The 20,622-nt window shown below is 35.6% G+C and carries 17 protein-coding genes, 2 pseudogenes, 1 riboswitch and 1 other annotated feature; of the genes and pseudogenes, 16 read left to right on the plus strand and 3 right to left on the minus strand.

Translation table 11 applies throughout. The annotated features are described in order from the left end of the window. Nucleotides 1-36 precede the first annotated feature (36 nt). The 3 genes and pseudogenes from HMPREF0528_RS02445 to brnQ all read left to right on the plus strand — a co-directional run bounded on the left by HMPREF0528_RS02445 (nt 37) and on the right by brnQ (nt 3,759). A pseudogene (locus HMPREF0528_RS02445) lies at nt 37-1,080 on the plus strand (zinc-binding dehydrogenase). Nucleotides 1,081-1,241: 161 nt separating this feature from the next. Next, on the plus strand, nt 1,242-1,988 hold the full coding sequence (locus tag HMPREF0528_RS02450; RefSeq protein WP_004894655.1) for a DUF4097 family beta strand repeat-containing protein: 747 nt from the start codon (nt 1,242-1,244) through the stop codon (nt 1,986-1,988). Between the two features lie 81 nt (nt 1,989-2,069). Beyond that, nucleotides 2,070-2,315 (plus strand) — a binding site (T-box leader). 64 nt (nt 2,316-2,379) lie between these two features. Continuing rightward, on the plus strand, nt 2,380-3,759 hold the full coding sequence (gene brnQ / locus HMPREF0528_RS02455; protein WP_375710879.1) for a branched-chain amino acid transport system II carrier protein: 1,380 nt from the start codon (nt 2,380-2,382) through the stop codon (nt 3,757-3,759). A 96-nt stretch (nt 3,760-3,855) separates the two neighbouring features. Here brnQ and HMPREF0528_RS08975 read toward each other — a convergent pair. The 3 genes and pseudogenes from HMPREF0528_RS08975 to HMPREF0528_RS02465 all read right to left on the minus strand — a co-directional run bounded on the left by HMPREF0528_RS08975 (nt 3,856) and on the right by HMPREF0528_RS02465 (nt 7,237). Continuing rightward, nucleotides 3,856-4,640: pseudogene (locus tag HMPREF0528_RS08975) on the minus strand (transposase). Nucleotides 4,641-4,868: 228 nt separating this feature from the next. Beyond that, the gene (gene dapF / locus HMPREF0528_RS02460; RefSeq protein ID WP_004894664.1) at nt 4,869-5,870 is read right to left on the minus strand and encodes a diaminopimelate epimerase; all 1,002 of its coding nucleotides are present in this window, start codon (nt 5,868-5,870) and stop codon (nt 4,869-4,871) included. 14 nt (nt 5,871-5,884) lie between these two features. Next, nucleotides 5,885-7,237: an aspartate kinase gene (locus HMPREF0528_RS02465; protein WP_004894666.1), complete on the minus strand. Its 1,353-nt coding sequence runs from the start codon at nt 7,235-7,237 to the stop codon at nt 5,885-5,887. Nucleotides 7,238-7,395: 158 nt separating this feature from the next. Further along, nucleotides 7,396-7,577: riboswitch (Lysine riboswitch) on the plus strand. A 90-nt stretch (nt 7,578-7,667) separates the two neighbouring features. Between HMPREF0528_RS02465 and lysA the strand changes: the two genes are divergently transcribed. The 13 genes from lysA (at nt 7,668) to HMPREF0528_RS02530 (ending at nt 20,542) form a co-directional block, all read left to right on the plus strand. Beyond that, nucleotides 7,668-8,972, plus strand: coding sequence for a diaminopimelate decarboxylase (gene lysA, locus HMPREF0528_RS02470; protein WP_004894667.1), 1,305 nt, complete (start codon nt 7,668-7,670; stop codon nt 8,970-8,972). A gap of 18 nt (nt 8,973-8,990) precedes the next feature. Next, complete coding sequence (gene dapD, locus HMPREF0528_RS02475; protein WP_004894669.1) at nt 8,991-9,701, plus strand: 2,3,4,5-tetrahydropyridine-2,6-dicarboxylate N-acetyltransferase; 711 nt, start codon at nt 8,991-8,993, stop codon at nt 9,699-9,701. A 2-nt stretch (nt 9,702-9,703) separates the two neighbouring features. Further along, the gene (locus tag HMPREF0528_RS02480) at nt 9,704-10,852 is read left to right on the plus strand and encodes an N-acetyldiaminopimelate deacetylase (protein ID WP_004894673.1); all 1,149 of its coding nucleotides are present in this window, start codon (nt 9,704-9,706) and stop codon (nt 10,850-10,852) included. Nucleotides 10,853-10,854: 2 nt separating this feature from the next. Further along, nucleotides 10,855-11,793: a 4-hydroxy-tetrahydrodipicolinate synthase gene (dapA, locus tag HMPREF0528_RS02485; RefSeq protein ID WP_004894674.1), complete on the plus strand. Its 939-nt coding sequence runs from the start codon at nt 10,855-10,857 to the stop codon at nt 11,791-11,793. After that, nucleotides 11,786-12,565 carry a 4-hydroxy-tetrahydrodipicolinate reductase gene (gene dapB / locus HMPREF0528_RS02490; protein ID WP_004894675.1) on the plus strand — a complete coding sequence of 260 codons (780 nt, stop codon included), beginning with the start codon at nt 11,786-11,788 and terminating at the stop codon, nt 12,563-12,565. The genes dapA and dapB overlap by 8 nt, the downstream gene beginning before the upstream one ends. Before the next feature lie 15 nt (nt 12,566-12,580). Further along, nucleotides 12,581-13,762 carry an aminotransferase class I/II-fold pyridoxal phosphate-dependent enzyme gene (locus HMPREF0528_RS02495; protein WP_004894677.1) on the plus strand — a complete coding sequence of 394 codons (1,182 nt, stop codon included), beginning with the start codon at nt 12,581-12,583 and terminating at the stop codon, nt 13,760-13,762. Next, nucleotides 13,759-14,817 carry an aspartate-semialdehyde dehydrogenase gene (locus HMPREF0528_RS02500; RefSeq protein ID WP_004894679.1) on the plus strand — a complete coding sequence of 353 codons (1,059 nt, stop codon included), beginning with the start codon at nt 13,759-13,761 and terminating at the stop codon, nt 14,815-14,817. The genes HMPREF0528_RS02495 and HMPREF0528_RS02500 overlap by 4 nt, the downstream gene beginning before the upstream one ends. Nucleotides 14,818-15,149: 332 nt before the next feature. After that, a complete protein-coding gene (gene sufC, locus HMPREF0528_RS02505; protein WP_004894681.1) occupies nt 15,150-15,944 on the plus strand; it encodes a Fe-S cluster assembly ATPase SufC in 795 nt (264 codons plus the stop codon). 9 nt (nt 15,945-15,953) lie between these two features. Beyond that, complete coding sequence (sufD, locus tag HMPREF0528_RS02510) at nt 15,954-17,159, plus strand: Fe-S cluster assembly protein SufD (protein ID WP_004894690.1); 1,206 nt, start codon at nt 15,954-15,956, stop codon at nt 17,157-17,159. Then, a complete protein-coding gene (locus HMPREF0528_RS02515) occupies nt 17,140-18,378 on the plus strand; it encodes an aminotransferase class V-fold PLP-dependent enzyme (RefSeq protein WP_004894692.1) in 1,239 nt (412 codons plus the stop codon). The genes sufD and HMPREF0528_RS02515 overlap by 20 nt, the downstream gene beginning before the upstream one ends. Further along, nucleotides 18,365-18,823: a Fe-S cluster assembly sulfur transfer protein SufU gene (sufU, locus tag HMPREF0528_RS02520; RefSeq protein ID WP_034525085.1), complete on the plus strand. Its 459-nt coding sequence runs from the start codon at nt 18,365-18,367 to the stop codon at nt 18,821-18,823. The genes HMPREF0528_RS02515 and sufU overlap by 14 nt, the downstream gene beginning before the upstream one ends. Next, entirely contained in the window at nt 18,816-20,219 is a 1,404-nt protein-coding gene (sufB, locus tag HMPREF0528_RS02525) for a Fe-S cluster assembly protein SufB (protein WP_004894695.1), read from the plus strand. The genes sufU and sufB overlap by 8 nt, the downstream gene beginning before the upstream one ends. Beyond that, nucleotides 20,219-20,542, plus strand: coding sequence for a metal-sulfur cluster assembly factor (locus HMPREF0528_RS02530; protein WP_004894698.1), 324 nt, complete (start codon nt 20,219-20,221; stop codon nt 20,540-20,542). Before sufB ends, HMPREF0528_RS02530 begins: the two co-directional genes overlap by 1 nt. Nucleotides 20,543-20,622 lie beyond the last annotated feature (80 nt).

Consider the following 20,622-nt stretch of genomic DNA (forward strand, 5'->3'; position numbering starts at 1 on the left):
ATCTGTGTAAGTTAATGAAACGAAAGGATATAGAATATGAAAGCAGCAGTTTTTGTAGAACCTGGTAAAGTTTAAGTAAAAGAAGTAGAGAAGCCAAAGATTGATAGAGAAAATCAAGCTATTATTAGGGTGATTCGTGAGAGTGTTTGTGGTTCAGATTTATGGTGGTTTAGAGGTATTGCCGACCGTGAATCTGGTTCATTGATTGGCCATGAAGCAATTGGTGTGGTTGAAGAAGTTAGTGATGATGTAACAGATATTAAACCAAATGACTTTGTCATTGTTCCATTTAATCATGGTTGTGGCCACTGTGTAGCATGTATTAATGGATTTGAAGGCAACTGCTTAAATCAAAAGACTGGAACAAATGGTGGATATCAAGCAGAATACATGAAGTATCAACCAGCAAATTCAGGTTTAGTTAAAATTCCTGGAAAGCCTGAAGACTACACTGATGCTCAATTGGCATCCCTTCAAACTTTATCAGATGTAATGGCAACTGGTTATCATGCAGCTTTAAATGCTGAAGTAAAACCTGGCTACGCTGTAGCCGTAATTGGGGATGGTGCTGTTGGTCTTGCCGGTGTAATTGGTGCCAAGTTATTGGGTGCTGAAAAAATTATTCTTTTATCTCACCATGATGATCGTGCACAATTAGGTAGAGAATTTGGTGCAACTGATATTGTTTCTAGTCGAGACAAAGAAGCTGTTAAGGATGTGCTGGCCTTAACTAAGGAAAATGCTGGAGCTGATGCAGTGTTAGAATGTGTTGGTGCAGAAAGTGCTATTGAACAAGCTGATCAAATTGCTCGTCTTGGTGCTGTGATTGGTAGAGTGGGTGTACCACATGCAGAACCTAAGTCAAACCAATTATTCTGGAAGAATGTAGGTTTGCGTGGTGGTATTGCTTCTGTAACTAAACCTGATAAAGAAGTTTTATTACAAGCAGTTCTTGATGGCAAAATTAATCCAGGTAAGGTATTTACCAAAAGTTTTGATTTAGATCATATTCAAGATGCGTATGAAGCAATGAGTAATCGTGATGCAATTAAGTCGTTGATCATTGTTAATGATAAGTAGAATCTTAAAAGACAACTTAAATTTTATGTTTAGGTTGTCTTTTTTGCATCTTAGTTATCAATTTTAGCCACTTAGTAAGAAGTTATTGAAAAATATTTGTATGATAGTAAAATTAAAGCCAAATAAGAATAATGAATGAATAATAAAACGAGGTGGCTAAAATGCTTTTCAATACAAGTGAGAAAACTAAGAAGGAATATGTTAATGAGATCTTAAGTAATGATAGTTTTACTAATTTGAAACTTGATTTAATTGATCTAGACCTAAAAATTAAAGCAGGAGATCATTTTGAAGTTCACTATCGGGGACCAGTCGATAAGAAGCCAAGTATAGTCCTTAATGAAAACTTGCTTGAAATTAAAGAACCTAGAGTAGAGTGTAAACCAGGTAAGTTTTGGAAAAAAGGGATTATTGAAATAAACATAGTTACAGATAAAGACAGAGCAGAGTTAGTAATTACTGTTCCAGAAGATCATAAATTACACATGTTAAATGCGAGCTCGATAAGTGGAGATTCAAGTTTAGAAAACTTAAAATTAGAAGCTTTAATGGGGTTTGCAGTAAGTGGAGACCTAGATTTGAAGAAGGTAGAAGTTGAAGATGCTAAATTAACTACTACATCAGGTGATATTGATTGTACGGATGTAGTAGTAAATCAGGGAAAAGCTAAGTTAGTAAGCGGAGATTTTAAGATGAAGAATAGTGAAGTAGGCGATGAACTTAGGGTTTCAACTACTTCTGGTGATACTTTGGTTGAAAATACTAAAGTAGCGCAGTATCAACTCTCTACTTTAAGTGGAGATAATTCACTTTTTGGAAAACGCGGTACAGCTACACAAATAGGGAACGAAAATGATAAATCCCGTCTTATTTTGAGTACTTTATCAGGGGATAATACAGTTAGATAATAAAATTAATTTTTTAACAGGAAAAAATTGTTGACATTTATGATGCTTATATTAAAATAATTATTAACAAATTTAATTAATCTGAAGACAAAGAGAAAGAAGAGTAGTTTAGTCTTAATTTACAGCGAGTCTCGTTAGGTGTGAGGAGATAAATTCTAAGATTAAATGAAAATCACTTTCGAGTTCTAATTCTTAATCTTGAGTAAGAAGAAGTGGGAGCACCCATTATAGTGCCAACGTATCGCCAAGTAATTGGCCGCACGTGAAAGGTATTGTTAGTGATAGCAATATAAATAAAGGGTGGTACCACGCTGAAGCGTCCCTCAATCAAAGTAATTTGGTTGAGGGACTTTTTTTGTATTCAGATATTTATTTTCTGGAGGGAAAGAATATGATGACAGAATATACATCGCGTAAATTAACATGGAAGGATTACCTAGTAGTTGCTTCCTTGCTATTTGGTTTATTCTTTGGAGCTGGTAACCTAATTTTCCCATTACATTTGGGCCAACTTGCCGGAGCCAATTGGGGAACAGCTGCTGTTGGATTTTTAATCACTGGTGTATTACTGCCTTTATTATCAGTGTTAGCAGTTGCAATTACCCACGCTGATGGGGTTTATGACATTGGAAAGCCTTTAGGTGCAGGATTTGCAGTTGTATTTATGGTGTTAATCCATGCTACAATTGGACCTTTATTTGGTACTCCAAGAACAGCCACTGTTTCATTTACAGTGGGAATGGCACCATTTATTCCTAAGAACATGCAAGGAACAGCCTTATTAGTCTTCTCTGCTTTATTCTTTTTAGCAGCCTTTGCATTTTCTTACCATCAAAACAACATCTTGTCTAACGTTGGTAAAGTATTAAATCCACTATTTTTATCTCTATTATTTTTAGTATTCGTTGTTGCTTTTGCTCGTCCTTTGGGTAACCCACAAACTGCAGCTGTAACAAGTGCTTACAAGCATGGAGCATTAGTTAACGGATTCCTAGAAGGCTATAACACAATGGATGCTTTAGCAGGTTTAGCCTTTGGTATTACAGTTGTTACTGCTGTTCGTGGTATGGGACAAAAAGATGCTAAGAGCGTCTCTAAAGTAGTTGCTAAATCTGGTTTGTTAGCAGTTTTGGCTATCGGCTTTATCTATTTATTGTTAATCTTAATGGGTGCAATGTCATTAGGTCGTTTTAAGGTTTCCGATAACGGTGGTGTTGCATTTAACCAAATCGTTAATGTTTATGGCGGTGTATTTGGTCAAGCCTTACTTGCTTTCTTATTAACTGTTACTTGTTTAACTACTGCTGTTGGATTAGTTGCAGCTTTTGCACAAGACTTCCATAAGCACTTCCCACAAGTCAGCTACCATGCTTGGTTGGCACTTAGCTGCTTAGCATCATTCTTAGCAGCTAACTTTGGATTAGACACAATCATCGCTTGGTCAACTCCAATGTTGATGTTCTTATACCCATTATCAATGGTATTAATCTTATTATCTGTTTTTTCACCATTATTTAAAACAGATGGAGTTGTTTACTTCTTTGTAATCCTATTTACAGTTGTTCCTGCTTTAGGTGACATGGTAGTTGCTTTTCCAAGCGTTGTAAGTCAAAGCTCATTTGGTTTAGCTGTTGCTTCTCTTAGAAATAATTTGCCATTAGCTAATATGGGACTTTCATGGCTCGTACCAGCTTTGGTTGGTTTAGTAGTTGGATTAGTTGTTCATTTTGTTAAATCTAAAAAAGTAGCTTCCGTTTTAGAAGAAGATTAAATATTTAGCTCTGCTGAAAATCAGCAGAGCTTTTTTGGAAAATAAATAAAATTGGCTGTTTGTCAAATCTGGTTGATGAATAGTTTGTAAAGAGAGCTAAGCAACTAGAAAATAGTTGTTTGGCTCTTTTTCTTTGACCAAATTTTCCTCTAGTCTAATTCTAATTAATAAATGTCTAAAATTATTGTATCCGTAAGTGGTACGCTCAATCTGCTTCGGTATAATTATGCTTAAAGGTCAGTAGTGTTTGATGCATTTGCTTGCCTACAGTTTGTTTTGAGTTAAGTAAGTGAATAATCTATTTTTCATTTTTATTTTGAATAGCAGTCATAAAGTCCTGCATAATCCAAGTGGATAATAGCAATTAAGATCCATGGTCACTGTCTTAACCATTGAGCGAGCCTTAGGAGTAAACTTATAAAAATAGTGCAGAATATCAGGCTTGAAACGAGTCCTAAGAATTTGAACAACTTTGTGAGTATCACCATCTAGACAAATGAAGTGAAGCTTTTTGCTTACACCTTTGAACTTACCAAAAGCTAATTGTTTACGTAGATGATCAAAATCATCATAGAACTTAGAAGAGCATAAAGTATTTTTCGCTTAGAAGTGTTAGAGATATAGCAGCCTTTATTAATAAGATTATACTGAGCTAGTGATCTTTTAAGGCAGGCATTACATAAAACGCGCTGTTTTTTAAACCTGATAATAACTGGATAGCTAGCATCAGCAGTAATAAAGCGTACGTTAGAAGTATAATGACCATTATGCTTAAGGTTAGAGGAAAGACAGTAAGGACAATGCGGCTGAATACGTTCAGCTACATAGAGATTATGATATTCGCCGTTAATATATTTTTTAAAATAATCAGAAAAAATAATATTAGGATCTTAAATATTGAGATGAAATTTAATACAATCATTAAGAGAGGACATAGCAAAAACTCCTAGTAAACTTAATTGAATTGGTCGAAGAAGGATTTTAAGTTAAGAGAGGCTATGGCCTCTTTTTTATGCAATAAAAAATCCTGTCGATAGAATATCATAGATATTTATCAACAGGAAAAGTATAGAACCATTAAAAAGAGAGGAATGTAATTCCTCTCTTTTTTAGTTTGCACTGAAATTATTGAAATGGGGCAAGTTTTGAATGAAATTTTGATAGTCACTTTCTTCTTCAGTAGAAGTTGTATTTATGTTTGAAAAATCACAATTATGTAAGTCAGCTTCACTAATTTCAATTTGATCAGTGAAGGTAGCATTCCCAATTAATTCGATCCAATAAGTATGATTTTCGTGATGGACAATTGTTTGAACTTTTCCACCCGGATTGTAAACGTCAATTGATTGATTAAAGAAGCCTTTCTCCGGATAGGTCAAACAAAATGCCAAAGATGTGGCTGACATTCCAGTTCCGCAGGCATTTGTAAAACCTACTCCGCGCTCATAGGTACGTACAAAGAGCTTATTTTTATCAATGATTTGGGCAAAGTTGACATTGACTCCATCTGGGAAGTAAGGATTATCACCGTTTAAATATTCTCCAACTTCTTTTAAAATATTACTTTTAATTTGATTCTGATCCATAAAACTAATCAAATGGGGATTGGGAACGGCAATTGAGGTAAAACGTAGACCGGGATAAATTTCTGGTAAATATTGGTCAATGATTCGATTGTAACCTAAATTTTGAAAGGGAAGGGAGCTTTTATTAAAAGATACCGGAGAAATCTCGACTGCGAAGGCTTTTACTCCTTTAGCTAAATTATCATGCTTACGAACACGTAAATTAGCATTCATGGTGTCTACTAAAAAGTTGTCTTGATTATATTTTTCGAATAAATAGCGAGCGACAGTTCTTAGTCCATTCCCACACATTGAGGCCTCACTACCATCGGCATTGATAACTCGCATTTGCGCTAAAGCTTGTGGCCGTGTAGGAGAATTAATTGCTAAAACACCATCGGCTCCATTTAAAATTCCTGATGAGGGATTGGTGATTTTTTTAGTAAATTCAACTAATTCTGTATTTGTAAGAGGAGTGGAAAGTTCTGTTTGATCTAGAATAAAAAAATGGTTTTGAGAGCCGTGCACTTTATATAAAGTTGACATGTAAAGAATCCTTTCTAGAAAAATTGTTTGTAGATTGTTTTAACTACTTGATCAGCTTCTTCTTTCTTGGTTCCAATCATGATTGAAATTTGTGAAGCGCCTTGGTTGATCATTTGAGGTGAAATATCCTCTTTATTTAGAGAGGATAAGATTTGTGAACTAATTCCATGTTCATATTTCATTCCTTCGCCGACGATCATAATAATGGCATAATCATCAATCCATTCCAGTTGATCAGGATTAATTAAAGACTGAATTTCGTTACAAATTAAATCAATTAATTGATCGTTTAAAAACTGGCGATTAAAGATAATTGTGATATCGTCGATCCCAGAAGGCATATGTTCGTAAGGAATATTATGCTTATAAAGAATTTGTAAGATACGTAAAGTAAAGCCGGCCTCTTTATTAAGCAAATATTTGTGCAAATAAAGAGCAGAGAAGTGTTTTTGACTAGCTACTCCTGTAATGGGATTAAGAGGCTTAAATCGCTTGTCAGGCACAATCATGGTACCAGGATTGTGAGGATCATGAGTGTTTTTGACGTTAATTGGAACTTCTCCTTCAATAGCTGGGATTAAAGCTTCATCATGAAAAACAGAAAATCCTGCATATGACAATTCACGCATTTCACGGTAAGTCATGGTCTTTATAGATTGGGGATGATGAATGATAACGGGATTAGCTGCGAAGATTCCATTGACGTCAGTAAAGTTTTCATATAGGCCTGCATGCAATCCTTTAGCTAAAATTGCCCCAGTGATATCCGAACCTCCTCGAGAAAAAGTGGCGATATGGCCAGAAGGTGTAATACCAAAAAAGCCTGGAAAGATGATATGCTCATCAGAATCTATTTTGATTTTATCAAGGTTGAGGTAGGTCTCAGGACTCACAATGGCATCATTCGGTTCACCAGTAACGGTTAGCCCAGCTTCATGAGGATCTAAATATTTAGTTTTAATTCCCTTTTGATTTAAAATCATTGCAATTAATCGTGCATTTAATCGTTCGCCATGAGCTTTAAATGCGGCAATTAGATAATCATTAGTTGGATAAGAAGATTCGGGTAAAGAAAGTAGAATGTCTTTAATTATGTTAAGTTGAGTCTCATCTAATCCAAAAAAATGACCAATTTCTTGATAGCGACTATAAATTTCGTCAACTATTTTTGAATAGTTCTGATAATTTAGGACAGTTTTTGCATATTTAATTAAAAGATCTGTAACTTTAATATCTGAGCTATTTCTTTTACCAGGAGCTGAGACAACCATCACTTGTCGAGATGGATCAGCTAAAATAATCTCAAGTGCTTGATTCACACTAGTGCCGGTGGCTAGCGAACTGCCACCAAATTTTACTACTCTCATATCAGTACTTCCTTTTAGTTTAATTAAAGCTGCAAGTAAATGGGCTTTAGTTAAAAGATTTTTATTGCAAGTTTAACATTAATTTTCAAACTTGCAATAAAAATTAAAAAATCATGTAAAACTATTGACTCTGTTTTTAATAAAATATACAATTTAGTCAAATTCGAAGAGGCGCAACTGACAAAAGTAGCAATTAGGAGTTTAGGCAAAACTATGATGAATTGTGAAAGGGGAGGTTGCCGAAGTGATAATATGAGGCCAAGTATTATTTGCTGGGATGCAATTTAAGAGATTGTAAACTGTCGCGAAAATTAAAATTCGCGGAGCGCTATCGATCATAAGATTAAAAATAATTTAATCCGTTGTTTGTTGAGCGCAGACAATGGATTTTTTTATTAGCGCTTCTATTTTTTAGAAATGCAGGCAAAATATGAATTCACAAATTACTAATCAGATTAATCAAGCAGGCCATTTAACTATTGGAGGAGTGGATAGCCTTAAGCTAGCCAAAGAATATGGAACTCCTTTAGTTGTATATGATGTTAGCCAAATTCGTAATCAAATTCGTGCTTTTAAAAAGGTGTTTGAAGAAGAACAACTTAATTATGCAGTGAGTTATGCTAGTAAAGCTTTCGCCTCAATTGCGATGTATCAAGTTGCCAATGAGGAGGGAGCTTATACCGATGTTGTGTCTGCAGGTGAGCTTTATACAGCTATGAAGGCCAATTTTCCAATGGAGCGGGTTAGTTTTCATGGCAATAATAAATCAAAAGAAGAGCTTGAAATGGCTGTCAAAAACCACGTTGGCAAGATTATGATTGATAATTTCTATGAAATTAATTTACTTAATCAGGTGCTTGAAGAACAAGATAGTGAGATCAACGTCATGCTTAGAATCACGCTGGGTATTTCAGCTCACACTCATGAATATGATCAAACTGGTCAAGTAGATAGCAAATTTGGTTTTGATTTAAAGTCTGGTCAAGCCGACAAGGCCTTACAAGAAGTTTTGAAAAATCAAAGAATGCATATGTTAGGAATCCATGCTCATATCGGTTCACAAATTTTTGAACTTAATGGTTTTGAAATGGCAGCAGCTAAATTAGTTGATGTCGCAGCATCTTGGAGAAAAAATTATGATTATACAGCTCAAGTAATCAATGTCGGCGGTGGTTTTGGAATTAAATATGTTCAAGAAGATCATCCTCTAAAGCCAGAAGAATTTGTAAAAGCTATTGTAAAAACCATTAAAGATGAAGCAACTAAACATAATTTCCCGCTTCCTGAAATTGATATTGAACCTGGTCGCTCCATTGTAGGACCAGCAGGGTACAATCTATACAAAGTAGGAAGCATGAAAGAAATTCCCGGCTTAGTTCCTTATGTTGCTGTTGATGGAGGGATGGGAGACAACATTCGGCCAGCTCTTTACCAAGCAAAATATGAAACGGTTTTGGCTAACGATCCGCAAAGAAAGGCTAGTCAAGAATTTCATGTGGCTGGTAAATATTGCGAATCTGGCGATATTTTAGCAGATGCTAAGTTACCTTCACTAAAAGCAGGTGATATTTTGGCAATGCTTGATACTGGTGCTTATGGGTACTCAATGGCTTCAAATTATAATCGTAATCCTCGTCCCGCTGTCGTTTTTGCAGAAGATGGGAAAGCACAAGTAGTTATTAGAAGAGAATCCTTAGAAGATTTAGTTCATTTAGACCAAGATTACAATATTTAATGTAGAAAAGAGATAAAAATGTCAAAACTAGATGCTCAAAGTATTATTAATTATATTGGAAATGCTCCTAAAAAAACGCCAGTCAAAGTTTATCTTAAAGGAGAGTTGGAAAATATTGACTTTCCAGAAGAGATTCAAGATTTTGTCACTGCTAAAAGTGGTGTGATTTTTGGAGATTGGCAAGTAGTAAAAGAATTTTTAGCAAACCATTCGCAAGAGATTGAAGATTATCATGTCGAAAACGATGCCCGTAATTCTGCTGTACCTTTACTTGATTTAAAAGAAATCAACGCTCGTATTGAACCAGGCGCTTTAATTAGAGATCAAGTCGTAATTGGTAATAATGCAGTAATTATGATGGGAGCTGTGATTAATATTGGTGCTGAAATTGGTGATGATTCTATGATTGATATGGGTGCTGTCTTAGGAGGGCGTGCTATTGTAGGAAAGCATTGCCACGTGGGTGCCAATGCAGTTTTAGCAGGGGTAATTGAACCTGCTTCTGCGGAACCAGTAAGAATTGATGATAATGTTTTAATTGGTGCTAATGCAGTAGTAATTGAAGGCGTTCATGTTGGCGAAGGTGCTGTAATTGCGGCGGGGGCAATTGTAACTCATGATGTAGCTCCTTATACTGTGGTAGCAGGTGTGCCAGCTAAAGTTATTAAAAAAGTTGATCAAAAAACTGAAAGCAAAACTGGTTTAGAAGATAATTTAAGAAAGATATAGCAATGATTTTAACAGAAAAAGAACTCATTCAGATTAGACGTCATTTACATCAAATTCCAGAATTAGCTCTTAAAGAATTTAAAACTCATGATTATCTTTTAAATACTATCAGGGGCTTTAATCAAGATTATTTAAAAATCGAAGTACCACAATCACTTCCAACTGCCATTTTAGTATTAGTAAAAGGTAAAAATCCTCAAAGAACTATTGGTTATCGCGCAGATATTGATGCTTTACCTGTTAATGAAAAAACTAATCTTCCGTATGCTTCTAAAAATCCTAATGTAATGCATGCGTGCGGACATGATATTCATATGACAGTTGCTTTAGGACTTTTAAATTATTTTAGTGAAAATCAACCTCAAGATAATTTGTTATTTTTCTTTCAACCAGCCGAAGAAAGTGAAAGCGGCGGCAAACAAGCATATGAAAAAGGAATTTTTCATGATGAATTTAAACCAGATGAATTTTATGGTTTACATGACAATCCAGCTTTGCCAGCAGGGGCAATTGGTTGTCGAATGGGGACTTTGTTTGCCGGAACCACTGAGGTAAATATTGATATTACTGGTAAAAGTGGTCATGCTGCTTTTCCGCAAAATGCTAATGATACGGTTGTGGCAGCAGCTAGTTTAATTATGCAAATTCAAACTATTATTTCTAGAAGTATCGATCCCATTCAAAGTGGGGTAGTAACTTTAGGAAAAATAGAAGCGGGTACAATTCGAAACGTAATCGCAGGCCATGCCAGAATTGAGGGAACAATTCGTGGATTAACTCAAAAAATGATTGTTCAAATTGATCAACGCTTAAAAGATATCTGTGAAGGTATTGCTCGTAGCTATAATTTGGACGTTGAATTGCAGCTGAATCAAGGAGGCTATTGGCCTGTTGAAAATAATCCTGAATTAACTAAGCAATTTATCTCGTATATGAAAAATAATCCCCAAGTCAACTATGTTGAAACAGCGCCAGCAATGACGGGAGAAGATTTTGGATTTTTATTAGCTAAATTCCCTGGAGTGATGTTTTGGTTAGGAGTAGAAGATAACTCCGAACTTCATTCGGCAACGTTAACACCTAATGAAAGCAGTATTATGCGAGGTATAGAAGCTATTAAAGGATTCTTGATTTATAGAATGGAGAAATAAAATTGACAAGATTAATTGATACTGATTTATTAACGGCACTTGTAACTCCTTTTGATGAAAATGAAGAAATCGATTATGACAGTTTAAAGAAGCTAACTAATTATTTGATTAGTCAAGGGACCAATGGTTTTGTTATTGGGGGAACAACTGGTGAGACACCAACTTTATCTCATGATGAAAAAATTGAGCTCTATACTAAATTTGGTGAAATTGTAAATGGCCGTGTTCCAGTCATCGCCGGAACTGGAAGCAATAACACCGCTGAAACAATTGCATTTACTAATGAAGTAGCAAAAATTAAAGGAATTGATTATGCCTTAGTTGTTGTTCCTCCTTATAACAAGCCAAATCAGCGTAGTATGGTAGCTCACTTTACTGCAGTTGCCGAGAATGTTGATCTTCCAATTTTGATTTATAACATTCCAGGCCGTGTTGGAGTCAAAATGAATCAAGAAACTGTGGTTCAACTCTCTCACATTGAAAATATTAAAGGAATTAAGCAATGTGCCAACTTAGAGGAATTGGAATACATTATTGATCATAAGGATAGTGATTTCCAAGTCTTTACTGGTGAGGACAGCCAGGCTTTGACCGCGCGTTTGCTTGGGGCAAATGGTGTTGTATCAGTGGCTTCACACGTTTATTCTAAGCAAATGCGTGAAATGTACGATGATTTGTACGCTGGAAACTATCCTGAGGCTGCACGCTTTCAACGATGGTTAACTCCAAGAATGGCCGCATTATTTATGTATCCATCCCCATCGCCAGTTAAGGCAGTTTTGAATGCCCAGGGATTTAAGACTGGTGGTTGTCGTTTGCCATTAGTAAGTTTAAACGAAGAAGAAAAAGTAACCTTAGCACAACATTTAGGTTTAAAAGATGATGCTTTAATGCACGAATTACCACTAGATTTAGGAAAAGAAGTGGAAGAAAATGACTAAAAAAGTTTTAATTGCTGGTTTTGCGGGTGCCATGGGGCAAAAAGTAGTGAACTTAGTAAATAACATGGCCGATTTTGAAATTGTAGCAGGTCTTAGTCCCCATGCTAATCATGATCCTGAAGAATATCATCTTCCTAAGAGTGCTCAAATTTTTAATCAATTGAGCGATATTCCTGAAAATATTGCCGATATTTGGATTGACTTCACTACTCCTAATGCAGTTTATGAAAATGTAAAATATGCAATTCTGCATCATATTTCGCCGATCGTGGGAACGACTGGTTTAAGTGATGAACAAGTGACAGAACTAAAGGACTTAGCCCAAAAAGAAAAAGTAGGAGGGATAATTGCTTCTAATTTTGGAATGTCTGCGGTCTTACTGATGAAATTTGCAAAAGAAGCTGCCAAATACTTTCCAGATGTTGAAATTATTGAAATGCACCATGCTGATAAGAAAGATGCTCCCTCGGGAACGGCTTTAAGCACGGCAAAATTAATTGCAGAAAATCGTCCAAAACATGAAAGTGCTCCTAATGAAGTTGAAAGCTTAGCTCATGTTCGTGGTGGTGATTATGAAGGAATTAAGATCCATTCTGTTCGTCTTCCAGGTTACATTGCTCATGAACAAGTTTTGTTCGGCGGTAACGGAGAAGCTTTGACTATTCGACAAGATTCGTTTGATCGTGAATCATTTATGAGCGGAGTTAAAGTAGCACTTGAAAAAGTTGATTCTTTACATGAATTGATAGTTGGATTAGAAAATATTTTATAGATTGTGAGGCCTAAAATGCCAGAATTAGCTGATAATCTTCATTTTAGTGAAAAGGTTGAAAATTTAAAGCCATCAGGAATTCGGATTTTTGATAATAAAGTTTCAGAAATTCCCAACATTATTAAGTTGACTTTAGGTGAACCAGATTTAAATACACCTGAACATGTAAAAAAGGCGGCTGTTAAAAGTATTGAGGAAAATGACTCTCATTATGCCCCTCAAAAAGGAAAGAAAGAGCTTTTAGAGGCTATTAGTCGTTTTTTAGACAAAACCATTCACGTTAAATATGACCCTAAGAGTGAAATTGTAGCTACAGTGGGAGCTACAGAAGCAATTAATGTCGCTATTTTTGCTTTATTTAATCCCGAAGATAAAATTTTAGTCCCTACACCTGTTTTTTCACTTTATTGGCCAGTTGCTAATTTAGCTGGTGTTCAATATTCTTTAGTGAATACAGCAAGCGATGATTTTAAACTTACTGCCGAAAAATTGGAAGAGGTAGTAAAAAATGATTCGACTATTAAAGGGGTAATTCTCAACTATCCGACTAATCCAACTGGAGTTGAATATAGTCATGAAGAAATCAAGCAACTGGCTAAAATAGTCGAAAAATACAATCTTTACGTGATTACTGATGAAATTTATAGTTCATTAACTTATGGTGTTGAGCATTATTCAATTGCTACGGAGATTCCAGAGAGAACTTTATATATTTCTGGTTTATCCAAGTCTCACGCAATGACGGGTTACCGTTTAGGCTATATTGCTGGACCAAAAAAGGTAATGGATCAAATTAGTAAGGTTCATGGCTTAATGGTTACTACCACTACTGATTCCTCTCAAGCAGCGGCGATTGAGGCACTTACTAATGGAATTAACGATTCAGAAGAGTATAAAAAGATTTATCAAAAAAGACGTGATTTTGTAGTAAATGAATTAAGTAAAATGGACGTTGAATTTGTTAATCCCCAAGGTGCATTTTATATTTTTGCAAAAATTCCAGAAAAATATGGCACCGATGATATGCAATTTGCACTAGATTTAGCTTTTAAGAAAAAAGTTGGGGTTACTCCAGGAAGTGCATTTGGACCTGGTGGAGAAGGTTACATTAGATTATCCTATGCTTCATCAGATGAGGCTTTGCAAGTTGCGTTAAAGAGAATTGGGGAGTTTTTAAAAGAAGGTAATGAAGAATGAGTAAGGAATATAATGTTGCAATTTTAGGTGCTACTGGTGCAGTTGGGAGAAGAATGATTGACCAATTAGCTAAGTCAACGATTCCGGTTAAAAGCGTGAAGCTGCTTGCTTCATCACGTTCAGCGGGCACGCATCTTAAGTTTCGTAATCAAGATTTAGTAGTTGAAGAAACCACTCCTGATTCTTTTGATGGTGTTGATTTAGTGTTATCTTCAGCTGGTGGCAGTGTATCAAAGAAGTTTTTACCAGAAGCAGTTAAAAGAGGAGCCGTTTGTGTAGATAACACCAGTGCCTTTAGAATGGATGAAGATGTGCCTTTAGTCGTTCCAGAAGTTAATCCGGAAGCTTTAAAGAATCATCATGGCATTATTGCTAATCCAAATTGTTCCACTATTCAGATGGTGATGGCGCTAGAACCAGTTCGCCGAAAGTTTGGCTTAAAGCAAATTATTGTTTCAACTTATCAAGCTGCGTCTGGTGCAGGCCAAGCCGCAATCGATGAGCTTAAGAAAGAATCGCAAGCCTACTTAGATGGGAAGAACATGCAAGAAGATGCCAAGATTTTGCCAACTAAAGGTGATAAAAAGCATTATCCTTTAGCATTTAATTTACTTCCTCAGATTGATGTTTTAGAAGATAGTGGTTATTCTCATGAAGAATGGAAAATGATTCACGAGACTAAGAAGATTATGCTCAATGATATGAATTCTAAGGATATTAAAGTTACTGCAACTTGTGTGCGTGTACCGGTACCAATCGCTCATGGGGAAAGTGTTTATTTCACTGTGGAAGATGAATCAGCTACTGCGGAAGATATTATGGATGTGATTGCAGATTTCCCAGGGGATGTATTACAAGACGATATTAAAAATCAAATTTATCCTCAACCAATTAATGCAGAAGGTTCACGCGATACCTTTGTTGGAAGAATTCGTCCTGATTATGAAAACAAGGGAGCCTTTAATATGTGGGTTGTCTCCGATAACTTATTAAAAGGCGCTGCTTGGAATACTGTAGAAAATGCAGAGTATTTGGTAAAGATGGGTTTGATTTAGTAAAAAAGAGATTGATTTTAAATCAACCTCTTTTTTATATATGTAAATATTTTTCATCATTTTAGGCCTCCACCGACTCTTTAAACAAGAAGATAAGGCATCGCGGGAATGAAATTACCTCATTTGTATCTTAGCACTAAAATAACTAGATTCATGAACAGGGAAAATTATGCAGCCAATAAAATTTACTTGTTATTAGAATAGGGCTAAGAACTTCTAATCAAAAGTCAAGACTAAAATTATAGCTTTAATAGGATTAATATTATCTATATGTTGTATGTTATCTAGAGCTGATAACACTAAATATAGAATGATAAAAGGTGAGGATTTACATGGCTACGTTAGAAATTAAAGATTTACATGTTGAAGTTGAGGATAAGGATAAGAAGAGTAGAAAAAAGATCCTTAAAGGCGTGAATTTAAGTCTGAAAACTGGTGAAATTCACGCAATTATGGGGCCTAATGGAACAGGAAAATCTACTTTATCTGAAACAATTATGGGAAATCCCCGCTACCATGTTACTCAAGGAGATATTCTGTTAAATAATGAAAGCATTGTTGAAATGCCCGTAGATGAGCGAGCTCGTAAGGGGCTATTTCTAGCCATGCAATATCCAGCAGAGGTACCTGGGGTAACTAATGCAGAATTTTTACGTGCTGCAATTAATGCTCGTCGACCAAAAGATGATCCAATATCAGTTATGACTTTCTTGAATGAATTGGATAAGAACCTTGATTTGTTAGATATGAATGAGGTCATGACTGAACGATATCTTAATGAAGGATTTTCAGGTGGAGAAAAGAAACGTAATGAAATTTTACAGATGTTAATGATTAAACCAAGTTTTGGAATTTTAGATGAAATTGATTCTGGTCTTGATATTGATGCATTGCGAGTAGTATCGCGAGGAGTTAATGCAATGCGAGGAGATAGTTTTGGTGCTTTAATGATAACGCACTATCAACGTTTGCTTGATTACATCGTCCCAGATGTTGTACATGTCATGATGGATGGACGAGTTGTAAAAGATGGAGGTCCTGATTTAGCTAAGAAGCTTGAACAAGAGGGATATGCAGGTTTACGTGATGAACTTGGCTTAGATATTAAATTAGTTGATGAGAATTAGGAGAGTTTTATGCTAACTAAAGAAAATTTGCTTAATTTTTCTCATAAAAATAATGAGTCCTCATGGTTAACTGATTTAAGACTTAAGGCTTTTGAAAGACTAGAAGAACTTGATTATCCTAAAATGCAGCGATTCTCGTATCAAGATTGGCCTTTGATTAAAAAAGAAGATTTTCCCTGGTCTAATCAAGCGGACTTTTCTTTAAAAGAGGAGCAGAAACTTTTAGAAAAGAAAGGCATTATCTTAACCGATATTTTTACAGCAAGTAAAAAATATCCGGAACTTGTGCAGTCAACTTTCGGGTCAGTAATTAAACATAATGAAGATAAATTAACTGCCTATCATTATGCCTACTTAAATTCTGGACTTTTCCTCTATATTCCTAAAGATACTATCTTAACCGAACCGATTACAATTTCTTTAAGCCCAACTCAAGATACCTATATTTCTCACCTTTTAATCGTTGCCGATAATAATAGTAAAGTAAAATTTTTAGAAGAAATTCAAGATAAAGAGAAGAAAGCTAGTTCAGCAAGTTTAATGGTTGAGCTTATAGCACGCCCAGGGAGTCATATTGAATTCTCTTCACTTGATGAACTTAGCCAAGACACAACCCTTTACTTTAATCGTCGAGCAAAAATTGAAAAAGATGCCCATGTTGAATGGGCAATTGCTTTTATGAACGATTGCAATACACTGGGAGATCTTGATTCTGAGTTAGTTGGGGAAGGAAGCTTTGCAGATTCTAAGGCAATCGCAGTTACAACTGCTAACCAAAAAGTGGGAATTAATAATCGCGTAACTAATCGTGGTCCGCACTCAACTGGATTAATTAATCAACGTGGGGTCTTACTAGAAAATTCCAGGTTGATCTTCAATGGAATTGGTCAAATTGTGCATGGTGCACATGGCTCAAAAGCTGATCAACAAAATAGAGTCCTAATGATGTCGGATGAAGCTCATGGGGATGCTAATCCATTACTTTTAATTGATGAAAATGACGTTATTGCAGCTCATGCTGCTAGTGTTGGTCCAGTTGATAAAGTCCAAATGAACTATTTAATGAGTCGAGGAATTCCTTACGATCAGGCACAAAGATTAGTTATACGTGGCTTTTTAGGTGCAGTTTTAGATGCAATTCCAAATAAAGATGTTCGCAGAAAAATGATTGATATTCTAGAGAGAAAACTGATCGATGGCCAAATTAAACACTGAAAAAATAAAGCAGGATTTTCCAATTTTTAATCAAAAGATTAATGATGAAACTCTTGTTTATTTAGATAATGCTGCAACTAGCCAAATACCGAAATTTGTTGAAGAAAAAGTTAGAGATTTTAATGAAAAAGAACGTGCAAACGTCCATCGTGGAGTTCATACATTAGGCTTAAGAGTTACTAATCAATATGAATCAAGCCGTCAAAAGGTGGCTAATTTTATTGGCGCAAATAATGCTAAAGAAGTTATTTTTACTTCTGGATGCACTGATAGTTTAAATTTAGTTGCAGCTAGCTTTGGTGAACAAAATATTCAGGCAGGGGATGAGATCCTAGTTTCAATTATGGAACACCATAGTAATCTTTTGCCGTGGCAGCAACTTGCTAAAAGAAAACAGGCTAAGTTAAACTTTATTGAAATAAATTCAGATGGCTTACTTGATATTGAAAATTTAAAAAGTAAAATCAGCTCAAAAACTAGAATTGTTGCCTTGACGCATGTAAGCAATGTTTTAGGCACAATTAATCCAATTAAGGAGCTTACTGATCTAGCTCATGAAAAAGGAGCAATTGTTGTAGTTGATGGGGCACAGGCAGTTGGGCATTTTCCAATTGATGTAGCTCAGTTAAATGTAGATTTCTATGCTTTTTCTGGCCATAAAATGTTTGCTCCGACAGGGATTGGTGTTTTATATGGGAAAAAAGATCTCTTAGATAAAATGCCACCTTATCGTTTGGGTGGTGAAATGATTGTTAATGTAACTAGAGAAGGAGCGACATGGGCAGAAGTACCATATAAATTTGAAGCTGGTACACCAAATATTGCTGGTGCCATTGGACTTGGAGCAGCAATTGATTATCTGCAGTCTCTAGACTTTGACCTTGTTCAAAAACATGAACAGGAATTGACAAGTTATGCCTTAGAAAAGCTTAAAAATGTTTCAGGATTAACAATCTATGGTCCACAAAAAAGTAATGGTCGCATTGGAGTAATATCTTTTAATTTAAAGAATATTCATCCCCATGACTTAGCGACTGCACTAGATTTAAACGGAATTGAAGTTCGTGCTGGCCATCATTGTGCTCAGCCGCTAATGGCTAGCCTTAATACGGAGTCAACTGTTCGAGCTAGTTTATCTATTTATAATACTAAAGATGATATTGATAAATTAGTAAGTTCTCTCCATGAAGCAAAGGAGTTTTTCAGTGAGTTTAGATAAATTAAGAAGTTTATATAAAGCTGTAATTTTAGATCATGCTCAAATGCCGCGAAATTATGGACAACTAACTGACTTTAGTCATGAAACTACTGTATATAATCCAAGTTGCGGTGATAAAATTCATCTGACAATTTTGATTGAAAATAATAAAATTAAAAAAATTGCTTTTAACGGCGAAGGGTGCACAATCAGTAAAGCGTCTGCCAGTATGATGACAGATTTGGTAAAAGGAAAAAGTATCAAAGAGGCAATTGAGCTTTCACAGCTATTTTCAAACTTAGCAGCCGACAAGAAAAGCGACACTTTAAAATTAGAACAATTAGGAGATGCCCAAGTATTAGTAAATATTATGCAATTTCCCGCCCGAATCAAATGTGCTACTTTAGCATGGTGGGGACTAGATCGAGCATTACTTGGTAAAGAAAAGGAAGAAGAAAATGACTAAAGCAGAGGATATAGTTAAAGACGAAGATTATCAGTTCGGCTTTCACGATAATGTAGAACCGAAATTTTCAACTGGTCGTGGCTTAACAGAAGAAGTAGTTCGACAAATTTCAGCAGAAAAACATGAACCTAAATGGATGTTAGATTATCGTTTAAAAGCTTTTCATATTTATGAGAAAATGCCAATGCCAGATTTTGGTCCCGATCTTTCAAGACTTGATCTAGATAATATGCTTTATTATCAAAAAATGACCGATAAGAAATATCGTGATTGGAAGGATGTACCACAAGATATTAAGGATACTTTTGAGCGACTGGGTGTACCGCAAGCAGAACGAAAATACTTAGCAGGTTCAGCTGCCCAATATGAATCGGAAATGGTTTATCATAAAATGAAAGAACAATTTGATAAACTAGGGATTATCTTTACTGATACGGATACAGCTTTGCAGGAGTATCCTGACTTATTCAAAAAATACTTTGGTAAGTTAGTTCCAATTGATTCAAATAAATTTTCTGCCTTAAATTGTGCTGTTTGGTCAGGAGGAACTTTTATTTATGTGCCAAAAGGAGTACAAGTTCCAACACCAGTTCAGGCATATTTTAGATTAAATGCAGAAAATTCAGGACAGTTTGAAAGAACATTGATCATTGTTGATGAGGATGCACATCTTGACTATGTTGAAGGATGTACTGCTCCGCAATACTCTTCAGATTCTTTACATGCGGCAGTTGTTGAAGTAAATGTCTTAGATAATGCATATTGTCGTTATACTACAATTCAAAACTGGTCTGATAACGTCTATAGTCTAGAAACAAAGCGTGCAGTTGCTGGAAAGCATGCAACAATGGAATGGGTAGACGGTAATTTAGGTGCGAAAGTTACCATGAAATATCCAAGTGTCTATTTAAACGGTGAAGGCGCTCGTGGTACTATGCTTTCAATTGCAGTTGCCCATCACGGTATTCACCAAGATTCTGGAGCTGGAATGTTTCATAATGCTCCTAATACTTCTAGCTCAATTGTGTCCAAGTCAATTGCCAAGGGCGGTGGGTCAACAGATTATCGCGGTAGTGTTAAGTTTTCTAAAAAATCAGATGGCTCAAAGGCACACGTGGAATGTGACACGATTATTATGGATGATATGTCTTCTTCTGATACGATCCCAACTAATGCTATTGAAAATTCAAATGTAGCGATGGAACATGAAGCCACAGTTTCTAAAATTTCTGAAGACCAGCTGTATTATTTAGAAAGTCGTGGCATCCCAGAAAGAAAAGCAACTGAAATGATTATTATGGGCTTTGTTGAACCCTTTACTAAGCAATTACCAATGGAATATGCAGTCGAACTTAATCGCTTGATTAGCTTCCAAATGGAAGGAGCAATTGGATAGTGCTAGAAATAGAAAAATTATCTAATACCGAAAAGGAAGTTTACCAAGCCTTAAAAAAAGTAATTGATCCAGAACTGCAGATTAACATCGTTGATTTGGGATTAATTTATGGTATTGAAGTAAGCGAGACAAAATGTCAGATTACGATGACTTTAACGATTATGGGATGTCCTCTAAGTGAGTGGTTAGATCACGAAATTACTAAAGCTGCCAAAAGTGTCGATGAAGTTGATGAGTGCCAAATTAAACTCGTTTGGTATCCGCAATGGAATCCAAGTATGATGTCTAGAGTGGCCCGGATGACCCTTGGAATTCATGGATAGGGGTAAAGATGGAAGATCATAGTTTTATTTCATACGCAAATGGTAAATCTTTAGTAGAAATTAATAGTACTATTCCAGTT

Origin of the sequence: Lactobacillus johnsonii ATCC 33200 (assembly GCF_000159355.1) — a bacterium.
Classification (GTDB): Bacteria; Bacillota; Bacilli; order Lactobacillales; family Lactobacillaceae; genus Lactobacillus; species Lactobacillus johnsonii.